A 21,676-nucleotide genomic window follows, 5' to 3' on the forward strand; every position below is an offset into this window, starting at 1 on the left:
TCAACATAAGACACCGCTTAATGAGTATCCGATGACCCTTGATATAGCGAAATACCCCACGCTGGCGCTGGTGGAAACCCCGGACGAACTGCGCCTGCTGCCCAAAGAAAGTCTGCCGAAACTGTGCGATGAGCTTCGGCAATACCTGTTGGACAGCGTCAGCCGTTCAAGCGGGCATTTTGCCTCCGGTCTCGGTACGGTAGAACTGACGGTGGCTCTGCACTATGTCTACAACACGCCGTTTGATCACGTGATCTGGGACGTGGGCCATCAGGCCTATCCGCACAAAATTCTGACCGGCCGACGCGAGCGTATTGCGACCATCCGGCAGAAAGGCGGCCTGCACCCGTTCCCCTGGCGTGAAGAGAGCGAGTTCGACGTGCTAAGCGTCGGCCACTCCTCCACCTCCATCAGCGCAGGCATCGGCATGGCGGTAGCCGCCGACCGTGAGGGATTGGGCCGTCGTACCGTATGCGTGATCGGCGACGGCGCCATCACCGCGGGGATGGCGTTTGAAGCCATGAACCATGCGGGCGATATCGACCCGGATATGCTGGTGGTGCTGAACGACAACGAGATGTCGATCTCTGAAAACGTGGGCGCCCTGAACAACCATTTGGCGCAGCTGCTGTCCGGCAAACTGTATTCCACGCTGCGCGAAGGGGGCAAAAAAGTGCTGTCCGGCATGCCCCCCATCAAAGAGCTGGTTCGCCGCACCGAAGAACATCTCAAGGCGATGGTCGTGCCCGGCACGTTGTTCGAGGAGCTCGGCTTCAACTACATCGGCCCCATCGACGGTCACGACGTCAACGTGTTGACGCAGACGCTGAAAAACATGCGTAACCTGAAAGGGCCGCAACTGCTGCACATCATGACCAAGAAAGGCCGTGGCTATGCGCCCGCCGAGCAGGATCCTATCAGCTGGCACGCCGTACCCAAGTTCGATCCTGCCAGCGGGATGCTGCCGAAGAGCAAGGAAGCGCTCCCGACCTACTCCACAATCTTCGGCCAGTGGCTGACGGAAACCGCCGCGGGCGACAGTAAGCTGATGGCGATCACGCCCGCCATGCGCGAAGGCTCCGGAATGGTCGAGTTCTCCCGCCAATATCCCAAGCAGTATTTTGATGTGGCGATTGCCGAACAGCATGCCGTCACTTTTGCCGCCGGACTGGCGATCGGCGGCTACAAGCCGGTCGTCGCGATCTACTCCACCTTCTTGCAGCGGGCCTACGATCAGGTCATTCATGACGTCGCCATTCAAAAGCTGCCAGTGCTGTTCGCCATCGACCGCGGCGGCATTGTCGGCGCCGACGGACCGACGCATCAGGGCGCGTTCGACCTCTCATTCCTGCGCTGTATCCCTAATATGGTGATCATGACGCCGAGCGACGAGAACGAATGTCGCCTCATGCTGCACACCGGCTATCACTATCAGGATGGGCCGGTCGCCGTTCGCTATCCGCGCGGCAGCGGTCTGGGCGTAGAACTGACGCCGCTGGCGTCCATTGCTATCGGCAAAGGCATTGTGCGCCGTGAAGGCGAAAAGCTGGCTATTCTCAACTTCGGGACGCTGCTGCCTGAAGCGCGTCAGGCGGCGGAAAAGCTGAATGCGACGCTGGTCGATATGCGTTTCGTCAAACCGCTGGACGTGGAGCTGCTGGACACACTGACGGCAAACCACGACGCGCTGGTGACGCTGGAAGAAAATGCGGTGATGGGCGGAGCCGGCAGCGGCGTGAACGAATGGGTAATGGCGAATCGCCGCCCCGTTTCGGTTCTGAATCTGGGCCTGCCGGATCGCTTTATTTCTCAGGGGTCGCAGCAGGAAATCCGGGCCGACTTGGGACTGGATGCGGCGGGCGTTGAACAACGCATTCGGGAATGGCTGGCCTGATCTCAGGCTCGGCGCAGGTTCCCCGCCGACATCACTGCGTCAGGTGGGGAATATCCGGAGTCTCAATCGGAAACGGCAGAGCAAAAGAACGTGCGCACGTGGTGGCGCACGCTTACCACGGCAGAGAGTGACCCAACAGGTAGATCAGGGACGCCGCCACAACGCCGGCAATCACATCGTCCACCATGATCCCCATTCCGCCATGCACGTTTCGGTCGAACCAGCGAATGGGCCAGGGCTTCCAGATATCGAGGAGCCGAAACAGCACGAATCCTGTAGCCACCCATGCCCAATGCATGGACGGCACGGCCATCAACGTAATCCACATCCCGACGAATTCGTCCCACACGATACTGCCGTGATCGTGAACGCCCATGTCTTTCGCGGTAAGCTGACACAGGTAAACGCCGATGCCGATACTGAACATGACCACCAGCGAGTACAGCTGCCACGGCAACAGAATCATCAGATACCATAACGGGATCGCCGCCAACGATCCTGCCGTTCCCGGCATCCAGGGCGAGAGTCCGCTTCCCAACCCGGTCGCCAGAAAATGCCACGGGTTCAGCATTCGCAGGCGGCTTTTCGCCTCACGCGAACCTTTATTTTCACTCCCCAAAGTGGTCATAGCCTTTGAGATCGATGTCGACAGGTTCGTCCTGTTGGAAGAAACGCAGCCCTTCGGCTGCCGGACACATCTGTCCAATGCAGGTGTAGCGCACGCCAAGGTGGCTGAGCGCCATATCCAACGCGCCCCGATTCAGCTCGGGCACGGTGAAGCAAAGCTCATAGTCCTCTCCCCCGCCCAACGCCCAGCGTCTGGCGCAGTCGGCATCCGCCGACTGTTGCAGCGCTCCGGAGTACGGCAGCATATCCAGATTGATGTGTGCGCCGCATTGGCTGGCGGCAAGGATATGGCGGAGATCGGAAGCCAGACCGTCGGACAGGTCGATGGCGGAATGAGCCAGGCCGCGAAGCGCCTGCCCTTGCAGGATGCGCGGCTGAGGCCGCAGATGACGTTGCAGCAGGTAGCGTCGCCGTTCGTCGTCCTCGACCTGTAGGCGATCCTGCAAAATAGCCAGACCCGCAGCGCTATCGCCCAGCGTCCCCGTGACGTAGATCCAGTCGCCGACATGCGCGCCGTCGCGCCGCAAGGCTCGTCCGGCGGGCACCAGCCCCTGAATCGTCATGGTAATACTCAGCGGGCCGCGGGTGGTGTCTCCACCAACCAGTTGCATATCGTAGTAGTCAAGCAGTTCAAACAGGCTGTCGCTATAGGCCTCCAGCCAGCCGCCGTCGATAGACGGCAGTGTTAAGGCAAGGGACACCCACGCCGGATCGGCGCCCATAGCGGCAAGATCGCTGAGATTGACGGCCAAAGATTTGTAGGCCAAGTCCGCCGGATTGATGTCCGGCAGGAAGTGTACGCCGGCAACCAGCGTGTCGGTACTGACCGCCAGCTGCGTTTTATCAGCCACCGTCAGCAGCGCGCAGTCGTCTCCGATGCCCAGTTCAACGTCCCGGCGCGTTGTTCTCACCCGGTCAAAATAACGAGCAATCAGATCGAATTCACCAGCAACCATATCTCGTCCAGGCCGTCCCGACGTTCAAACTTTCGGGACGGGTAATCCGGTCCCGAATAACTTATTTCTTGCGCAGGCGCGGGGCCGCTTTATCCAGCACGCCGTTGACAAATTTGTGGCTGTCTTCAGCACCGAACACTTTAGCCAGTTCGATAGCTTCGTTAATGGCCACTTTGTAGGGCACATCGTCACGTCGGCTCAGTTCGAAAAACGCCAGACGGAGAATCGCTTTTTCCACCTGACCCAGTTCTTCCAGCTTGCGGGACAGGTATGGCGTCATCAACTCATCCATACGGTCGGCCTGCGTCGCCACCCCGGTCAACAGCTCGCGGAAATAGGTGATGTCAACGCCTTTGACATCCTGCTCGCTCAGGAATTCTAGTTCAACATCGGCAATATCGTTTTTAGATAACTGCCAGGAATAAAGCGCTTGAACCGCACATTCACGGGCGCGGCGACGAGCAGCAGGTTTCACGGAAATACCCCTTACTTAATCAGGCTTACTTGATAGCGTGTAATACATTAATCATTTCAAGCGCGGTCAACGCAGCTTCTGCGCCTTTATTACCCGCTTTGGTGCCGGCGCGTTCGATAGCCTGCTCAATGCTTTCCGTCGTAAGTACGCCGAAAGCCACGGGAATGTCGCTGTTCATGGCAACCTGCGACAAACCTGAGCTGCATTCGCCAGCCACAAATTCAAAATGGGCTGTTCCACCGCGGATCACCGTTCCCAGCGCCACTACGGCATCATAACCGCCGTTTTGAGTGCTTTTGGTCAACGCGCGTACCGCTAGCGGTAGTTCGTAGGCTCCCGGCACCCAGACCACGGTGATGTTCTCTTCCTTCACCTGGCCGATGCGTTTCAGAGCGTCAACGGCGCCTTCTAACAGGCTGTCGTTGATGAAATGGTTGAAGCGGGCAATTGCAATCGCCACGCGGGCATTAGGAGTAGCAACAACACCTTCAATAACGTTCATAGCTTTCCTTTGACTGGTTTGAGTGCCCCGCAGGGGGGCGGATTCTATCATATTCTTCCGGACCCGTGTCCGGTTTTGTCAGCTGATATTTTGTACTACGCGACGCCCGTGCCGTGGTCTCAGGACTGCGGTTTGAGAGTCAGACGCAGATCGGGGCCGACCTGCGCCACCTGAGCCAGCGAAAACTCCGGCGCCTGGGACAACTGGGACAATCCCGGCAAGACGCAAAGCGGACGCGCCGCCTCTCCCAGCAGCTTCGGCGCGAGATAGAGCAGCACTTCGTCCACCACGTTGGCGCGCAGTAACGCTCCGGCCAGCCGTGCGCCTGCCTCGACCCACACCGAGTTGATCTCGCGTTTGCCCAGCAGCATCATCAGCGCGACCAGATCGATCCCTTCGCCTTGCAACGGCAACGCCAACTGTTCGACAGACGACGGCCAGGCCTGCGCATCAGCCTTCTGGCGCGCCAGCCAGGTTGAGCCGGGCTGCTGGATCAGGCGATGACGAAATGTGACTCTTTCCTGACTGTCCACGACCACCCGTACGGGCTGACGTAGCTGATCCTGCGGATAGGCGCGCTGCGTATCCGGGTCAAGCTCTTCCCAGCGCACGGTCAGAGAGGGGTCATCCGCCAGCACGGTCGCGCTGCTGCTCAGGATGGCGGCACTTTCGGCGCGAAACCGCTGCACGTCCTGGCGCGCCTGCGATGACGTGATCCATTGGCTTTCGCCGGAAGCCATCGCCGTGCGTCCATCCAGAGACGCCGCCATCTTGAGCTGTACGTAGGGAAGTCCGGTGCGCATACGTTTGAGAAAACCGCGATTGAGCTGTTCCGCTTCCGCCGCCATTACGCCGTAGCTGACATCAATGCCGGCCTGATGCAATCGCGTCAGCCCACGGCCAGCCACCTGTGGATTGGGATCCTGCATAGCGGCCACCACCCGCTTCACGCCAGCGGCGATCAGCGCATCCGCGCAGGGCGGCGTCCGCCCTTGATGGCTACAGGGTTCCAGCGTGACGTAGGCCGTTGCGCCGTACGCACGGTCACCGGCCATGCTCAGCGCGTGAACTTCCGCATGGGGACCGCCCGTTTTCTGGTGATAGCCCTCGCCGACGATCTCGCCGTCGCGGGAGATGACGCAGCCTACATTAGGATTGGGCGCGGTAGTGAAACGCCCACGGCGCGCCAGTTCCAGCGCTCGTGCCATATAAAACTCATCCGACGGTAATGTCATTCCCAGCCTCTCTTTTCAGCGCCGACGGTGCGGCATGACAGGGGTTAGTCCTGTAGACGGGCGATTTCTTCCCCGAATTCTCGGATATCCTCAAAGCTACGGTAAACCGAGGCAAAGCGAATGTACGCGACCTTATCCAGCTTTTTCAGGGCATCCATCACCAGATTCCCTAGCATCTTGGCGGTGACTTCTCGCTCTCCAGTGGCGCGCAGCTGCGATTTGATATGGTTGATCGCCATCTCCACGTCATCGGAGCTGACCGGCCGTTTTTCCAGCGCTTTTTGCATACCGCTGCGCAATTTTTCCTCATTGAATGGCTCCCGGACATCGTTGCTTTTGACGATACGAGGCATCACGAGTTCCGCCACTTCGAAGGTGGTAAAACGTTCATTGCAGACCAGACACTGACGACGTCGACGTACCTGTGCTCCCTCACTAACCAGACGGGAATCAATCACTTTGGTATCAACTGCAGAACAAAATGGGCAATGCATAACCTTTCCCGCTCCCTCCGTTTATCATGAGAATAGTTTACCCTGAATTAGCGGCCTAACCCAGCCTCCTTATGGCGCAACGCGGCCATATGCGTCTCCTTGCCACCGGCGCCGCCCTGCCATCGGTTTAGATTGGGTTGAGGATTGATCTGCTAGATTGTGACTCCGCATGCTGGCGCACCCTCCGTTCACCGGCAATCTCGTAAATTGAAATTAGCCTCCTGAGCGTATATTCGCGTCATTTGGAATGGCATCACCCACCGGAGAAAATTGATGGAACCAGAACCTCACCCTGCGCATGCAGGACTTCTTCGGTAAGGCAACCCCGCTTTTTTTCGCTGCCTTACCGACCGATATGTAAGGCAGCGACGTTCAGATATCGTCCCTGCTCATTTTAGAAACCGATGCGCCGGCGAATACCCCCTGCGCGTCAGCACGCTGCGACGTCACCCCGTCGTGGCGGAGGGACTGCTATGCTATTTACTCGCCTCACCCGACAGTGGCTCGCCCAAATCAGGCGCCATCTGCCTTCTCGTTTGTTTCATCGCGCGCCCATGCCGAACGGCCAGGCAAATGCGATTCCGGAGCGTCTCGCCCGTCAGTGCCATCACTACGCCTGGCAGAATGAAGAAGCGCTCTATCAGGCTTTTGACAGCCATCCCGAAGGGCTGATGCCCAACGAAGTCCGTCAGGCACGATTAACCTACGGAGAAAATCAAATCCCCGGCGAACGGGCCGCCCCCTGGTGGCTGCATTTGTGGCGCTGCTATCGTAACCCCTTCAACCTGTTGCTGACGCTGCTGGCGCTGATTTCCTACGCAACGGAAGATCTGACCGCGGCACTGGTCATTGGGCTGATGGTACTGATCTCGACGCTACTGCATTTTATTCAGGAAGCGCGTTCGGGAAAAGCCGCGGATACGCTGAAGGCGATGGTCAGCAATACCGCCACCGTACTGCGATGCGATGAGCAGACCGGACGCAGCGAGTATCAGGAAATCCCGATGGATCAGCTGGTGCCTGGCGACATCGTCAAGCTGGCGGCCGGCGACATGATCCCGGCCGATCTGCGCGTGTTGCAGGCGCGCGATCTGTTTATCAGTCAGGCATCGCTGACCGGCGAGTCGCTGCCCGTCGAAAAAGTCGCGCAAAGCCGTCTGGCGAAAAACGCCCCGGCGCTGGAAAGCGACACGCTGTGCTTCATGGGCACCAACGTCATCAGCGGTACGGCGCAGGCGATAGTGATCGGTACCGGCGCCAACACCTGGTTCGGCCAGCTTGCAGGCCGAGTAACGAATCAGCCCGGGCAGGAAAACGCCTTTCAGAAGGGCATCAGCCGCGTCAGCTGGTTGCTGATCCGCTTTATGATGGTGATGACGCCCATCGTGCTGGTCATCAATGGCTACACCAAAGGCGACTGGTGGGAAGCGGCGCTGTTCGCGTTGTCGGTCGCCGTCGGCCTGACGCCAGAAATGCTGCCCATGATCGTTACCTCAACGCTGGCGAAAGGCGCGGTAAAACTCTCTCGTCAGAAAGTGATCGTCAAACGTCTGGACGCCATTCAGAACTTCGGCGCGATGAATATTCTGTGCACCGATAAGACCGGCACGCTGACGCAGGACCATATTGCGCTGGAAAGTCATACCGATGCGTTCGGACGCTGCAGCCAAAAGGTGTTGCGTCTGGCGTGGTTGAACAGCGCGCATCAAACCGGGCTGCACAATCTGCTGGATCAGGCCGTGCTGGAAGGCATATCCGATAAAGAGCAGCGCGACGTCCTCTCCCGTTGGCGCAAGGTGGATGAGATCCCCTTCGACTTCGAACGCCGCCGGATGTCGGTCGTCGTCGCCGAAAACGATCGGGAACATCGGCTGATTTGTAAAGGCGCGCTGGAAGAAATGCTGAGCGTGTGTTCCTCCATACGGCTCGGCGAAGAAACCATGATGCTGGATGAGGATCGGTTGCTGCGGATCCGCCATCTCACCGACGACTGGAATCGCCAGGGCCTACGCGTCGTGGCCGTCGCCAGCAAGGTGGTCGACGCCGAGCCGCGGGATTATTCCCGCGTCGATGAGTCGGACCTGATTCTGGAAGGCTATATCGCCTTCCTCGATCCGCCGAAAGAGAGCACCGCGCCCGCGTTGAAAGCGTTGAACAACAGTGGGATCGCGGTCAAAATCCTGACCGGGGACAGTGAACTGGTGGCCGCCAAGGTCTGTCGCGATGTCGGCATCGACTGTTCGCAGACGCTGCTCGGCAGCCACCTCGACGAAATGACCGATGAGGAACTATCGACTCAGGCTGAGACCACCACGCTGTTCGCGCGACTGACGCCGATGCACAAAGAGCGGATTGTGCGTCTGCTGCGGGCGCAGGGCCATGTCGTCGGCTTCATGGGCGACGGCATTAACGATGCCCCTGCCCTGCGGGCGGCGGACATTGGCATCTCCGTCGACTCCGCGGTGGATATCGCCCGGGAAGCCGCCGATATCATCCTGCTGGAAAAAAGCCTGATGGTGCTGGAGCAAGGGGTTGTCGAAGGGCGTAGAACCTTCGCCAACATGCTGAAATACATCAAGATGACCGCCAGCTCGAACTTCGGCAACGTGTTCAGCGTTCTGATCGCCAGCGCATTTCTCCCGTTCTTGCCCATGCTGCCGCTGCATCTGCTGATACAGAACCTGATGTACGATATTTCGCAGATCGCTATTCCGTTCGATAACGTGGACGATGAGCAGATTCGCCGTCCTCAGCGCTGGAATGCCGGAGACATAGGTCGTTTCATGGTGTTCTTCGGCCCGATCAGCTCTATTTTCGACGTGGCGACGTTCGCCCTGATGTGGTGGGTATTCCAGGCCAACACACCGGAGATGCAGACGCTGTTCCAGTCCGGCTGGTTCATTGAAGGACTCCTGTCGCAGACGCTGATTGTGCATATGATCCGTACCCGTAAAATTCCATTTTTCCAGAGCCGTCCGTCATGGCCATTGGCAATGATGACGCTGCTGATTATGGCGGCAGGGATCGCGCTGATATTCTCACCGCTGGCCGAGTTCCTGGAACTGCAGTCACTGCCTCTGAGCTATTTCCCGTGGCTCATCGCCATCCTTTGCGGCTACATGATGCTGACGCAGGTAATGAAAGGCTTCTTCGCTCGCCGCTACGGCTGGCAATAAACGCCCCTCTCAACGGCTGCGCCCCTCCTGGGAGCGCAGCCTCCTTCTCTCTTCTCCCGTTTCTGGCCTGCCACAGCCCCGTTTTTATGCCACATCCGCTATTATCTGTCGCAGAACACTTAACCGGCGGCGGCGCTTCCCCGCCTTGCTGTCGTACGCGCCGTCCCTCAAGGAGACTCTTTCATGACCATTCGTTTCCGTCTGCTTACCTTGCTGCCGCCCCTGATCGCGCTGGCAGGCTGCGCCCATCAGCAACAGCTGCCCCAAGTGCAGCAAGAGATTAGTCAGTTGAACCAGCGCTTGCAGACGCTGGCTGAACAGGCCGTGGCGCTCGAGCGCCAGAACACCCTCAACGCACACTCCAGCGCAGGTGTTCACTTGCTGCCGGCAGCAAAAAATTATGCGTTGGTGGACAGTGCGATAGGCCGACTCAGCGTCTCTCTCAGCCAGGTTTCACAGGAAGCCGAGACGTATGCCCAGTTGCATATCCGACGGCTCGATGGCGGAGCGCTGCCCAATTTCCGCGCCCTACTGGATTGGGGCTTGCTGGATGCGTCGGGAAAGCCGCTGACAGAGAGCGCGCAGACCCAATCCTTTACGGTGACGCAAACCATGCTCCCCAAAGGGGAGGTCACGATCGCGCTGCGCCTGACCGGCCTATCGCTTGAACAGCTGGGTTTCATCCGCCTGTATGATATCGAGAAGGTCTCCGCCTCTGCGCCGCAGACGGACCACATTTCTCCGCCCGCGCGATGACGAACAGCGCCGGTAAGCGCGTCTCGCTTGGGCCACGGCTCTCTATCGAATGCCGTGGCCCAAGCAAAAAAAAACCCGCCGTCACAGGCGGGTTTTAGCGTTTCACCGAGGACGTTACGGTAACAGCGACGGCTGATCCGCGCCCTCTTTCTCGACTTTCTGCTGGAGCATGTGCTCGCGCTTCATACCCAGCTTCAGCGCCAATGCGGACGCGACGTAAATCGAAGACACCGTACCGATGGAGACGCCGATCAGCATCGCCAGCGAGAAGCCCGACAGCATCGCACCACCGAAGATATACAGCATCAGCACCACCACCAGCGTGGTGGCGGACGTCATGATGGTACGGCTCAGTGTCTGCGTCAGCGACACGTTCATGATCTCATACGGCGTACCGCGGCGGATCTTACGGAAGTTCTCACGGATACGGTCGGAGACCACGATACTGTCGTTCAGCGAGTAGCCGATAACCGACATCAGCGAGGCCACAATCGTCAGATCGATCTCGATCTGAAACAGCGACAGCACGCCCAGCGTGATGATGACGTCATGCGCCAGCGCGATAACCGCCCCCAGAGCCAACCGCCATTCGAAACGGAAGCCAACGTAGATCAGGATGCAGATCAGCGCCGCCAGCAGCGCCATGCCGCCCGCCTGCGCCAGATCGTTACCGACGCTCGGTCCAACGAACTCGATACGTTTCACTTCGCCGTGCTGGGAAGTGCTCTGGTTAATCACGTTCAGCACCTGATTGCCCAACTCCTGCCCGGAGTTGCCGACATTCGGCGACATACGCACCATCACGTCACGGCTGCTGCCGAAGTTCTGAACCAGAGGGTCGGCGAAGCCGGCCTTCTCCAGCGCCAGACGCATTTCGTCCAGATCGCCCGGTTTTTCCAGATGAATTTCGATCACCGTACCACCGGTGAAATCCAGTCCCCAGTTGAAGCCGCGAGCGCCGATCAGCACCAACGAAATCACCAGCAGAATCCCCGAGATCAGGAACGCCAGATTGTCCCAGCGCATAAAGTCGATGACTTTACGGCCGTAGTTGAGTTGCTCAACAGTATATTCCTGTGCCACAACGCACTCCTCAGATAGACAGCTTGTTAATGCGTTTACCGCCGTAAAGCAGGTTCACGATGGCACGGGTACCGACAATCGCCGTAAACATCGAGGTTGCAACCCCGATCGTCGTGGTGATGGCAAAGCCTTTGATCGAGCCGGTACCAACCGCATACAGAATCACGGCAGTGATCAGGGTCGTCACGTTGGCATCCACGATACTGGAAAACGCGCCTTTGTAACCCTCATGAATCGCCTGTTGCACCGTTCGACCGTTTTTCAGCTCTTCCTTGATACGTTCGTTTATCAACACGTTCGCATCAACCGCCACCGCCAGCGTCAGCACGATACCGGCAATCCCCGGCATGGTCAGCGTCGCGCCGGGCAGCAGGGACATAATCCCGACAATCAGCACCAGGTTAGCGATCAGCGCCGTGGTCGCGATAATCCCGAATTTGCGGTAGTAGACCACCATGAACACAATGGACGCGATCAGCCCCCACAGGCAGGCTTCCAGACCCTGAGTGATGTTCTGCATCCCCAGCGTCGGGCCAATAGTCCGCTCTTCGACGATCTGAATCGGCGCAATCAACGCACCGGCGCGCAGCAGCAGCGACAGCTGACGAGCTTCGTTCGGATTGTTGATACCGGTGATACGGAAGCTGTTACCCAGGCGAGACTGAATGGTCGCGACGTTGATGACCTCTTCCTGTTTCTCCAGGATAGAGCGGCCGTTGGCGTCTTTCTTACCGCTGTCCTTATATTCCACGAACAGCGTCGCCATCAACTTGCCGATGTTGTCCTTGGTGAAGTTGGACATGATATTGCCGCCGGCGCTGTCCAGAGAGATGTTGACCTGAGGACGGTTATATTCGTCGGAACTGGACGTGGAATCGGTGATGTGGTCACCGGTCAGGATCACACGCTTGTACAGCACGACAGGACCGCCTTCGCGCATCTGCTTCACTTCCGAGTCACCCGGGACGCGGCCGCTGGCTGCCGCCGTGGAATCCGCGTTAGCGTTGACCAGACGGAACTCCAACGTCGCCGTCGCGCCCAAAATTTCTTTCGCGCGCGCCGTATCCTGAATACCCGGCAGTTCGACGACGATACGGTCAGCGCCCTGACGCTGAACTAACGGCTCCGCAACGCCCAGCTGGTTCACACGGTTACGCAGAATGTTGATGTTCTGCTGGACCGCGTACTCGCGGGCTTCGCTCAATCGCGCATCGCTCATGACCGCACGCAGCGTCGCGTCGCCATTGGCGTTAATGACCAGGTCGCGGTGGCGGGACGTCAGGTAGCTGACGCCTTGATCGCGAGTCTGACCGTCGCGGAAGCGAATTTCGACGCCGTAGTTATCACTCTTGCGGACGGACGCGTAAGGGATGTTTTTCTCGCGCAGGTCGCTGCGCAGGGAGTCCATGGTTTGCTCCTGCAACTTGCCCAACGCGGTATCCATATCCACTTCCATCAGGAAGTGCACGCCGCCGCGCAGGTCAAGCCCCAGCTTCATGGGTTCAGCGCCGAGCACTCTCAGCCACTGCGGGGTCGCGGGAGCCAGATTGAGCGCAACGACGAACTTGTCGCCCAGCTCGCCGAGCAGCGCTTCACGAGCGCGGAGCTGTACGTCAGGGTTGGAGAAACGAGCCAGTATCGCGCCGTTTTCGAGCGCAATCGACTTGCTGGAAAGATTCTGTTCTTTTAAGACATTTTGGACCTGGACCAGCGTAGATTCACTGGCGGCGACACCGCGCGCGCCAGTGATCTGAATCGCCGGATCCTCACCATATAGGTTAGGAAGCGCATACAGCAGACCGATAAGAACAGCCACGATCAGCATGATGTACTTCCACAAAGGATAACGGTTTAACACGGTAGTTCCCTTTGGGAAGAAGCAAAAATTACAGGGCTTTCATAGTACCCTTCGGCAGCACGGAGGCGACGAAATCACGTTTGATCACGACTTCGTTATTTTCGTTCAGTTCGATGGCGATATAGCCATTCTCGGAGACTTTAGTCACACGACCTACCAGGCCGCCGTTGGTCAGCACTTCATCCCCTTTGCTGATGGAATCCATCAACTTTTTGTGTTCCTTGGCGCGCTTTTGCTGAGGACGCAGGATCATGAAGTAGAAAATCAGACCGAACACAACCAGCATGATGATCAGAGAGTAAGGGCTTCCCTGCGCCGGAGCCCCCGCTGTTGCTGCAACGGCATCGGAAATGAAAAGACTCATGTAAATTTCCTCTTTATAAAAACGAAAAAGTGATCAAACCAAAAAAAGTCAAGGGAGCGACGTCCGCCGCCGCCCTCATACTGCTTATACGACTTATACGACTTATGCTGCGTCGATCGCCGGCGGAACCGGCTTACCAAGACGCTGGTAAAAGGCGGTGACAAAGTCATCCAATTTACCGTCTTCGATAGCCTGACGTAAACCCGCCATCAGCCGCTGATAATAGCGCAAATTATGGATGGTATTGAGACGCGCGCCGAGTATTTCGTTACAGCGATCAAGATGATGCAGATAAGCACGGCTGTAATGGCGGCATGTATAGCAATCACATTCGGCATCCAGCGGCGCGGTATCATCCTTATGCTTGGCGTTGCGAATTTTCACCACGCCGTCGGTCACAAACAGGTGACCGTTGCGGGCGTTGCGAGTCGGCATCACACAGTCGAACATGTCTATGCCGCGTCGCACGCCTTCCACCAAGTCTTCCGGCTTCCCAACGCCCATCAGGTATCGGGGTTTGTCTTCCGGAAGCTGAGGGCAGACGTGTTCCAGAATGCGATGCATATCCGCTTTCGGCTCACCGACCGCCAGGCCGCCCACAGCGTACCCATCAAAACCAATGTCTACCAGCCCTTTTACCGACACATCTCGTAAATCTTCGTAAACGCTGCCCTGCACGATGCCGAACAGCGCATTGCCATTGCCCAGTTCGTCGAAGCGCTGGCGGCAACGCTTTGCCCAGCGCAGCGACATTTCCATCGAGCGTTTAGCGTAGTCCCAGTCGGCGGGATACGGCGTGCATTCGTCGAAGATCATCACAACATCCGATCCCAGGTCGTGCTGAATTTCCATCGATTTTTCCGGGCTAAGGAAGATCGCATCCCCGTTGATCGGGTTACGGAAATGAACGCCTTCTTCGGTGATCTTGCGGATATCGCCCAGACTAAATACCTGGAAGCCGCCGGAGTCAGTCAGTATCGGCCCCTGCCAGTGCATGAAGTCATGCAGGTCGCCGTGCAACTTCATGATCTCCTGCCCCGGCCGCAGCCACAGATGGAACGTGTTGCCCAGAATGATCTGCGCCCCCGTCTCTTTCACTTCTTCCGGCGTCATGCCTTTGACCGTGCCGTAAGTCCCCACCGGCATAAAAGCCGGGGTCTCGACGACGCCACGTTCAAACACCAGTCGTCCGCGGCGGGCACGACCATCCGTCGTAAACAATTCGTACTTCACTTAACCTCCAGCACCAGAGAAACAGTCTGATGTCGTTGTTGATGACCTATAAATAATAGGGATTGCTGGCGGCCTACGCCGCCGGTAATCGTCGGTTTATTCGCCGACGCTTTCCTGTTCTGCTCCGGGATTGCGAGTAATAAACATCGCATCACCGTAGCTGAAAAAACGGAGCTGCTCCGCCACGGCCAGACGATAGGCGTTCATGGTATGACGGTAGCCGGCGAAAGCGGAGACCAGCATGATCAACGTGGACTCCGGCAGGTGGAAATTGGTGACCAGCGCATCGATGACGCGGTAGTGATAGCCGGGATAGATAAAGATGCGGGTATCGCCGAAGAACGGGGCAATAATGGCCTCCGAACTGGCCTGCGCCGCGCTCTCCAGCGAACGGACGGACGTCGTGCCGACCGCAATCACCCGGTTACCGCGCGCTTTACACGCCAGCACGGCATCCACGACGTCCTGCGGGACTTCCGCATACTCGGCGTGCATAACGTGATCTTCGATGCTGTCGACCCGGACCGGCTGGAAAGTCCCCGCGCCCACATGCAGGGTGACGAAGGCCATTTCAATCCCTTTGTCGCGCAACGCGGCCAGCAGCGGCTCGTCGAAATGCAGGCCGGCGGTCGGCGCCGCCACCGCGCCGGGACGCTGGCTGTAGACAGTCTGATACAGTTCCCGGTCGGCATCCTCATCAGGACGGTCGATATAGGGCGGCAGCGGAATATGGCCGATGTCGTTGAGAATAGTCAGGACGTCGCGCGGATCGTCGAAACGAATTTCGAACAGCGCGTCCTGACGGGACAGCATCGTGGCCGCCACGCTTTCATCCTCGCCCAGCACCAGCTCAGCGCCCGGCTTAGGCGCCTTCGAGGCGCGGACATGCGCGAGCACGCGATGCGCGTCCAGCACCCGCTCCACCAGGACTTCCAGCTTACCGCCGCTCGCTTTGCGTCCGAACAGGCGGGCTGGGATCACGCGTGTATTGTTGAAAACCAGCAGGTCGCCGGGTTCCAGCTTATCCAACAAATCGCTAAAGATGCCCAGAGAGGTCTCGCCGCTCGGCCCATCCAGCGATAACAGACGGCACCCGCTACGCTGCGCCTGGGGATAATGGGCGATGAGGGACTCAGGGAGTTCAAACGAAAAATCGGCAACACGCATGACTATTCACTTAGCTATCTGACAGAGGGAAAAAGAGGCGGCCTAGTCTAGAGCCGGGAACGGCCAGCTGCAAGAAATAAGCGGTCTGCAAAGGGAATTGCACTTATACTGCCGGGATGAATTTTCTTGCCCATCTCCATCTAGCCACGCTGGCCGATAGCTCCCTGCTGGGAAACCTGATGGCTGACTTTGTGCGCGGCAACCCCGACGGCGTTTTTCCCGATGAGATCGTCGCCGGTATTCGGCTGCATCGTCGAATTGACAGCCTGACGGACAGCCTGCCGGAAGTCCGTGCCGCATGCTGCTATTTCAGTCCGAATTATCGCCGTGTCGCGCCGATTACGCTCGACGTGCTGTGGGATCACTTTTTGGCTCTGCATTGGTCGAGGCTGGCCCCTCACGTCACATTGACGCAGTTCGTCGCCGACGCACGTCATGAGATCGAGCCTCAGTTACCGCACACCCCTGAACGTTTCCGCAATCTGAACAATTATCTGTGGAGCGAACGTTGGCTGGAGCGCTATGCCGAGCTGCCATTCATCGGCGAAGTTTTGTCCCGCATGGCGCAACGTCGCCCTCGACTGGCGGCGTTGGCCGGCTCTTTCGAGGATATTGAGCGCCACTATCATCAGCTTGAACCCCTGTTCTGGCAGTTTTATCCCGTGATGATGGAGACCGCCAAAAGCGGACGACTGTCATCGCCTGACCCGCGGTAACAGGACGACTTCGTAAACTAATACCAATTGATGCAATAGGCTAAACCTATCTCATTGATTGGCCGACCATCCCTTTATTCACCCTGGCGAAATACCTATACTCGACAGGGTTTATATCCCTCCGCTTTACTCATTTAACACCACGGGAGTTATTATGGTTCTGGTTACTCGTCCCGCCCCCGATTTCACTGCCGCCGCCGTTTTAGGCAGCGGAGAGATCGTTGAAAATTTCAACCTGAAAGAGCACATCAACGGTAAGCCGGCCGTCATCTTCTTCTGGCCGATGGATTTCACCTTCGTGTGCCCGTCAGAGCTGATCGCCTTCGACCATCGTTACGAAGAGTTCCAGAAGCGCGGCGTTGAAGTCGTCGGCGTCTCCTTCGACTCCGAGTTCGTCCACAACGCCTGGCGTAACACCCCTATCGATAAAGGCGGCATTGGCGAAGTGAAATACGCGATGGTAGCAGACATCAAACGCGAAATTCAGAAAGCCTACGGCATCGAACACCCGGACGCGGGCGTCGCGCTGCGCGGTTCTTTCCTGATCGACCAAAACGGCATCGTGCGCCATCAGGTGGTCAACGATCTGCCGCTGGGTCGTAATGTTGATGAGATGCTGCGTATGGTCGATGCGCTGCAGTTCCACGAAGAGCATGGAGAAGTTTGTCCGGCGCAGTGGGTGAAGGGAGAAGAAGGCATGGGCGCGTCTCCGGACGGCGTCGCCAAATATCTGTCTCAGAACGCCAACAAGCTGTAATTCAACGGCCTGTAACGTCAAAAACCCCGCGGTGATGGCCGCGGGGTTTTTTATTGGCTGAGATTCAAGCCGGACCGAGCAACACGGTCACGCCATCCGGCCTGCGGTCATCAGGCGGCTTTACGTCGCAGGAAGACGAAATAACCCGCCAGTAACAGCGCAATCCACAGGCAACCGGCATACAGCGAGATACGCGTGTCCGGGAAGTAGCCGATCAGGCCGATGATAAACGCCAGGAAAACAATCCCTACTGCGGACGTTACCGCCCCGCCCGGCACCGGGAATGCCAGCGCTTTAGCCTGTTCGCGGGTGAGCTTGCGGCGGAAGGCGATTTGGGAACACAGGATCATAATCCATACCCAGACCGTCGCGAAGGTCGCCAGCGACGCAATAACCAGGAACACTTTTTCGGGCATGATGTAGTTCAGATAGACCGCCGCCAGCAGCGCCACCATCATCACCACGACCGTCACCCACGGAATGCCGCCACGGGACAGGCGCATGAAGACTTTCGGCGCATGACCTTGTTCAGCCATGCCGTGCAGCATCCGCCCTACCCCGAAGACATCGCTGTTGATCGCCGACAGCGACGCGGTGATCACGACGAAATTCAAAATACCGGCCGCTGCATTGATTCCCATGTGCTGGAAGGTCATCACGAACGGGCTGCCGCTGGTACCCACCTGATTCCACGGATAAATGGACATGATGACGAACAGCGTCCCGACATAGAACACCAGAATGCGCCAGGGAACAGAGTTGATGGCGCGCGGGATGGACTTACGCGGGTCCTGCGCTTCGCCGGCGGTAATACCGATAATTTCCACGCCGCCATAGGCGAACATCACCATTTGCAGCGACAGTATCATCCCCATCACCCCGTGACTGAAGAAGCCGCCGTTGGTCCAGAGGTTATGGATGCCGGTCGGTTCGCCGCCGTTGCCTATCCCCCAGATAATGATGCCGATACCCGCGGCAATCATCAGAATGATCGTCGCGACCTTGAAGAAGGACAGCCAGAACTCCAGCTCGCCGAACACCTTCACGTTCATCAGGTTTATCGCGCCAATGATCAGCACGACGCTCAGTACCCAGACCCAATGCGGCACCGCAGGGAACCAGACGCCCATATAGATGCCGAACGCCGTGACATCGGCAATCGCCACGATCAGCATTTCAAAGCAGTAGGTCCATCCGGTGATGTAACCGGCCATCGGACCGAGATAATCGCGAGCATAGCGAGAAAAGGAGCTGGCTTGAGGGTCGTTGACCGACATCTCTCCCAGCGCGCGCATAATGATGTACGCCGCTACGCCGCCAATGAGATAAGCCAGCAATACGCTGGGGCCTGCCATCTGAATGGCGCTGGCGGAACCATAAAACAGACCGGTTCCTATCGCCGAACCTAAGGCGATAAAACGGATATGCCGCGCGCTTAAGCCACGCTTGAGCTTGGACTCTTGTTCCATATTTAAAGCAACCCTGTTTTACAAACGAAAAAAACCACAGGCGGGAGCCTGTGGTGAAAATCCCTCTTGCCGTACTAAGTGCGCGCGGCAGCCGTCTGACGAGCGATCAATCGGTCGTAAACGGCAGCCACCAGCAACACGGCCAGAGACGGTAACAGCCAGGCCAGTCCTTGTTTACTCAACGGCAGGTAGTTCGCCCACTCTGGCAACCAGGACGCAAAGGCCGACGATTTTACGCCATCAATCACGCCGAAGACCAGACTAATCAGCATGGTGGGCGCGACGATATAGCTGCTGTTATTCCACCAGCGCAGGGTGAAGCTCAGCATCACCAGCACGATACAAGGCGGATAAATCGCGGTCAGCACCGGAATGGACAGCTGGATCAAATGGCTCAGTCCCAGATTGGATACCACCATAGAGAACAGCCCCAGAATGAAAACCAGCGTACGGTAGGAAAATGGCAAGTGCTCGGCAAAAAACTCCGCGCAGGCACAAGTCAAGCCGACCGCCGTGACCAGACAAGCGACAAAAATCAGGATCCCCAGGAACGCGCTGCCCATATTGCCGAACGTATGTTGGACATACGCATGCAGAATCTCGGCGCCATTCTGAGCTTCCGGGATCAACTGACCGCTATGCGCCCCCAAGTGGAACAGACTCAGATAAACCAGCGCAAGACCGATGCCGGCAATCAAACCAGCCATAATGGTGTAACGGGTCAGCAGCTTGGCGTCGCTGACGCCGCGTGAACGGGCCGCGTTAACGATGACGATACCGAACACCATCGCACCTAACGTGTCCATTGTGATATAGCCATTGAGGAAACCGCTAGAGAAGGGAATGGACTGATACGCTTCCGCCGGCGGGATAGACGAACCGGCGGGCCATAACAGGGCGGAAACCCCAAGGATGCCCAATGCAATGATTTTCACCGGTGCCAAAATATGACCAACGGTATCCAGCAGACGGCCGGGATAGAGGGAGATGCCGATGACAATGGCGAAGTAGACGAGGCTATAAATCAGCAGCGGCATGCCGCCGGAGCCGACTAGCGGCGCAATACCGGCTTCAAAGGAAACGGTCGTAGTACGCGGCGTTGCAAACAGCGGACCGACAGCGAGGTAACAGACCGTCGCCAACACGAGACCCGCTTTTCGGCCAATCGGCGTACTCAGAGCATCGATCCCGCCGCCCACGCGCGCCAGCGCAACGACGGTAATCACAGGCAGACCCACGGCGGTAATCAGAAAGCCTAGAGCGGCGATCCAAACGTGAGGACCCGCTTCCAGTCCGACAATGGGCGGGAAAATAATGTTGCCCGCGCCAACAAACAAGGCAAAGGTCATAAAACCTAATGCCACGATATCTCTGGTTTTTAAACGATAATTCATACGTATGTCGTGTTGCCTGTAAAACGAACTGAAAAAAGACCGGAACGAGGTCGTCGCCGGTATGGATCCGCTCTTGATTTCGGATGGTGCGCAGAAGTATAGGAATGGTTGTTTTCCACACAGCGTTTGTGGTGGCTAAGTAAACCGTTTATAGCGAAAAAATACAAGGCGCGATCATAAAAGCAGAATATCGAACTGAATTATTTATTCTACCCAGTGAATGTGATTAGTTTTTCTTTATTGGCTAACACATGATTTGTGCATTTAAGGCCCATCCAGAGCAATAATATGGCACTTTCATGCCGCTCTGCGCTAAACACAGTCATAAACAAAACTTATTGATATAAAAAACGCCGATATTCACTATCGGCGTTATAAAAACAACACGCATACGGCGTTACCATACGCGTTTAGCAATCTCCACAACCCGCTTCAGCTTCTCCCACTGCTCTGCTTCGGATAGGGTATTGCCCTCTTCGGTAGAAGCAAAACCGCACTGCGGGCTGAGGCAAAGCTGATCCAGCGCGACATATTGCGCGGCTTCGGCAATCCGTTTCTCCACGTCGGCCACCGCCTCCAGCTCGCCGGTTTTGGTGGTAATCAACCCCAGCACGACCTGCTGATGGCCCGGACGAATAAATCGCAGCGGTTCGAAGCCGCCGGCCCGTTCCGTGTCATATTCCAGGAAGAACTCATCCACGTTCACGCCGCCAAACAAGGTGCTGGCGACAGGCTCGTAGCCGCCTTCGGCGATCCAGGTGGAGCGAAAATTGCCCCGACACACATGCAGGCCAATGACTAAATCGGCCGGTTTGTTGGCCAGCGCCTGATTCAGCACCCGCGCATACGTGCTGGCGAGGACTTCAGGATCTTCACCGCGCTCGCGGATCTGGCGTTTCTGATCTTCGGAGCAGAGATATGACCACACGGTGTCGTCCAATTGTAAATAACGGCAGCCCGCATCGTAAAAGGCCTGAATGGCGTCCTGCCAGGTCTGAGCCAGGTCGTCGAAATAAGCGTCCAACGTCGGATAAACGGCGCTGTCGATCGCGGCGCGGCCGCCCCGGAAGTGCAATACGCTGGGACTGGGGATCGTCATTTTAGCGGCGGCGTCTCCCGCAATGCTGTTCAGATAGCGAAAGTCGTCCAGCATCGGGTGGCGCGGATTGAACCCGACCTTCCCTGTGACCTTGATGCTGCGGGATTTGGTCTGAATACCGTTGAACTGGATACCGTGGTCGGCTTCATAGCCTTCAACCCCTTCCAGCCCTTCGAAGAAGTCAAAGTGCCACCATGAACGGCGAAATTCGCCGTCGGTGACCACCTGCAACCCCACCGCTTTCTGACGCTCGACGGCGTGCAGAATTTCTCGGTCTTCCACTTCGCGCAGCTGCGCCGCATCGATTTCACCCGCCAGGCATTGCTGACGCGCCTGCTTGATCGCCGCCGGGCGCAGTAGACTACCCACGACATCAGCACGGAACGGAGGTTTAGGTTGTGTCATGTTTGACTCCTGAGTC

Annotated in this window: 19 protein-coding genes; 5 read left to right on the top strand and 14 right to left on the bottom strand. The window is 57.6% G+C overall.

Going from position 1 to position 21,676, the window contains the following annotated elements; genetic code table 11:
* Window positions 1–31: 31 nt before the first annotated feature.
* Window positions 32–1,894, top strand: a complete 1,863-nt coding sequence (gene dxs, locus BLU64_RS02020; RefSeq protein WP_074727783.1) for a 1-deoxy-D-xylulose-5-phosphate synthase — start codon at window positions 32–34, stop codon at window positions 1,892–1,894.
* Window positions 1,895–2,006: 112 nt separating this feature from the next.
* On the opposite strand, the gene pgpA is transcribed toward dxs, so the two are convergent.
* The 6 genes from pgpA to nrdR all read right to left on the bottom strand — a co-directional run bounded on the left by pgpA (window position 2,007) and on the right by nrdR (window position 6,183).
* On the bottom strand, window positions 2,007–2,522 hold the full coding sequence (gene pgpA / locus BLU64_RS02025) for a phosphatidylglycerophosphatase A (RefSeq protein ID WP_026742881.1): 516 nt from the start codon (window positions 2,520–2,522) through the stop codon (window positions 2,007–2,009).
* On the bottom strand, window positions 2,503–3,477 hold the full coding sequence (gene thiL / locus BLU64_RS02030) for a thiamine-phosphate kinase (protein ID WP_026742882.1): 975 nt from the start codon (window positions 3,475–3,477) through the stop codon (window positions 2,503–2,505). Before thiL ends, pgpA begins: the two co-directional genes overlap by 20 nt.
* 61 nt (window positions 3,478–3,538) lie before the next feature.
* A complete protein-coding gene (nusB, locus tag BLU64_RS02035) occupies window positions 3,539–3,952 on the bottom strand; it encodes a transcription antitermination factor NusB (RefSeq protein ID WP_026742883.1) in 414 nt (137 codons plus the stop codon).
* Window positions 3,953–3,977: 25 nt separating this feature from the next.
* Window positions 3,978–4,454 carry a 6,7-dimethyl-8-ribityllumazine synthase gene (gene ribH / locus BLU64_RS02040; protein ID WP_026738812.1) on the bottom strand — a complete coding sequence of 159 codons (477 nt, stop codon included), beginning with the start codon at window positions 4,452–4,454 and terminating at the stop codon, window positions 3,978–3,980.
* Between the two features lie 119 nt (window positions 4,455–4,573).
* Window positions 4,574–5,689, bottom strand: coding sequence for a bifunctional diaminohydroxyphosphoribosylaminopyrimidine deaminase/5-amino-6-(5-phosphoribosylamino)uracil reductase RibD (ribD, locus tag BLU64_RS02045; RefSeq protein WP_026742884.1), 1,116 nt, complete (start codon window positions 5,687–5,689; stop codon window positions 4,574–4,576).
* A 44-nt stretch (window positions 5,690–5,733) separates the two neighbouring features.
* Window positions 5,734–6,183 carry a transcriptional regulator NrdR gene (gene nrdR / locus BLU64_RS02050; RefSeq protein ID WP_026742885.1) on the bottom strand — a complete coding sequence of 150 codons (450 nt, stop codon included), beginning with the start codon at window positions 6,181–6,183 and terminating at the stop codon, window positions 5,734–5,736.
* 473 nt (window positions 6,184–6,656) lie between these two features.
* Between nrdR and mgtA the strand changes: the two genes are divergently transcribed.
* Together mgtA and BLU64_RS02060 are read left to right on the top strand one after the other, a co-directional pair.
* Complete coding sequence (mgtA, locus tag BLU64_RS02055) at window positions 6,657–9,359, top strand: magnesium-translocating P-type ATPase (protein ID WP_074727785.1); 2,703 nt, start codon at window positions 6,657–6,659, stop codon at window positions 9,357–9,359.
* Window positions 9,360–9,542: 183 nt separating this feature from the next.
* Entirely contained in the window at window positions 9,543–10,115 is a 573-nt protein-coding gene (locus BLU64_RS02060; protein ID WP_026742887.1) for a DUF3251 domain-containing protein, read from the top strand.
* Between the two features lie 114 nt (window positions 10,116–10,229).
* Here BLU64_RS02060 and secF read toward each other — a convergent pair whose 3' ends face one another.
* From secF to queA, 5 genes are all read right to left on the bottom strand, one after another.
* The gene (gene secF, locus BLU64_RS02065) at window positions 10,230–11,198 is read right to left on the bottom strand and encodes a protein translocase subunit SecF (RefSeq protein ID WP_026742888.1); all 969 of its coding nucleotides are present in this window, start codon (window positions 11,196–11,198) and stop codon (window positions 10,230–10,232) included.
* 10 nt (window positions 11,199–11,208) lie between these two features.
* The gene (secD, locus tag BLU64_RS02070) at window positions 11,209–13,056 is read right to left on the bottom strand and encodes a protein translocase subunit SecD (RefSeq protein WP_026738806.1); all 1,848 of its coding nucleotides are present in this window, start codon (window positions 13,054–13,056) and stop codon (window positions 11,209–11,211) included.
* A gap of 28 nt (window positions 13,057–13,084) precedes the next feature.
* Window positions 13,085–13,420 carry a preprotein translocase subunit YajC gene (yajC, locus tag BLU64_RS02075; protein ID WP_026738805.1) on the bottom strand — a complete coding sequence of 112 codons (336 nt, stop codon included), beginning with the start codon at window positions 13,418–13,420 and terminating at the stop codon, window positions 13,085–13,087.
* Between the two features lie 102 nt (window positions 13,421–13,522).
* Window positions 13,523–14,653 (bottom strand): tRNA guanosine(34) transglycosylase Tgt, encoded by a 1,131-nt coding sequence (tgt, locus tag BLU64_RS02080; protein WP_026742889.1) that lies wholly within the window; start codon window positions 14,651–14,653, stop codon window positions 13,523–13,525.
* Between the two features lie 96 nt (window positions 14,654–14,749).
* Window positions 14,750–15,820: a tRNA preQ1(34) S-adenosylmethionine ribosyltransferase-isomerase QueA gene (gene queA, locus BLU64_RS02085; RefSeq protein WP_026742890.1), complete on the bottom strand. Its 1,071-nt coding sequence runs from the start codon at window positions 15,818–15,820 to the stop codon at window positions 14,750–14,752.
* A gap of 116 nt (window positions 15,821–15,936) precedes the next feature.
* Here queA and BLU64_RS02090 point away from each other — a divergent pair, with 116 nt between their 5' ends.
* Window positions 15,937–16,536: an acyl carrier protein phosphodiesterase gene (locus tag BLU64_RS02090; protein WP_074727787.1), complete on the top strand. Its 600-nt coding sequence runs from the start codon at window positions 15,937–15,939 to the stop codon at window positions 16,534–16,536.
* A gap of 154 nt (window positions 16,537–16,690) precedes the next feature.
* On the top strand, window positions 16,691–17,293 hold the full coding sequence (locus tag BLU64_RS02095; protein ID WP_026738801.1) for a peroxiredoxin C: 603 nt from the start codon (window positions 16,691–16,693) through the stop codon (window positions 17,291–17,293).
* 110 nt (window positions 17,294–17,403) lie between these two features.
* Here the strand turns inward: BLU64_RS02095 and proY are convergent, their stop codons facing one another.
* From proY to BLU64_RS02110, 3 genes are all read right to left on the bottom strand, one after another.
* Window positions 17,404–18,762: a proline-specific permease ProY gene (gene proY / locus BLU64_RS02100; RefSeq protein ID WP_026742892.1), complete on the bottom strand. Its 1,359-nt coding sequence runs from the start codon at window positions 18,760–18,762 to the stop codon at window positions 17,404–17,406.
* 74 nt (window positions 18,763–18,836) lie between these two features.
* Window positions 18,837–20,156 (bottom strand): branched-chain amino acid transport system II carrier protein, encoded by a 1,320-nt coding sequence (brnQ, locus tag BLU64_RS02105; protein ID WP_026742893.1) that lies wholly within the window; start codon window positions 20,154–20,156, stop codon window positions 18,837–18,839.
* A gap of 397 nt (window positions 20,157–20,553) precedes the next feature.
* Complete coding sequence (locus BLU64_RS02110) at window positions 20,554–21,660, bottom strand: cobalamin-independent methionine synthase II family protein (RefSeq protein ID WP_074727788.1); 1,107 nt, start codon at window positions 21,658–21,660, stop codon at window positions 20,554–20,556.
* Window positions 21,661–21,676: the final 16 nt, after the last annotated feature.

Source organism: Lonsdalea quercina (assembly GCF_900107885.1).
Taxonomy (GTDB): Bacteria; Pseudomonadota; Gammaproteobacteria; order Enterobacterales; family Enterobacteriaceae; genus Lonsdalea; species Lonsdalea quercina.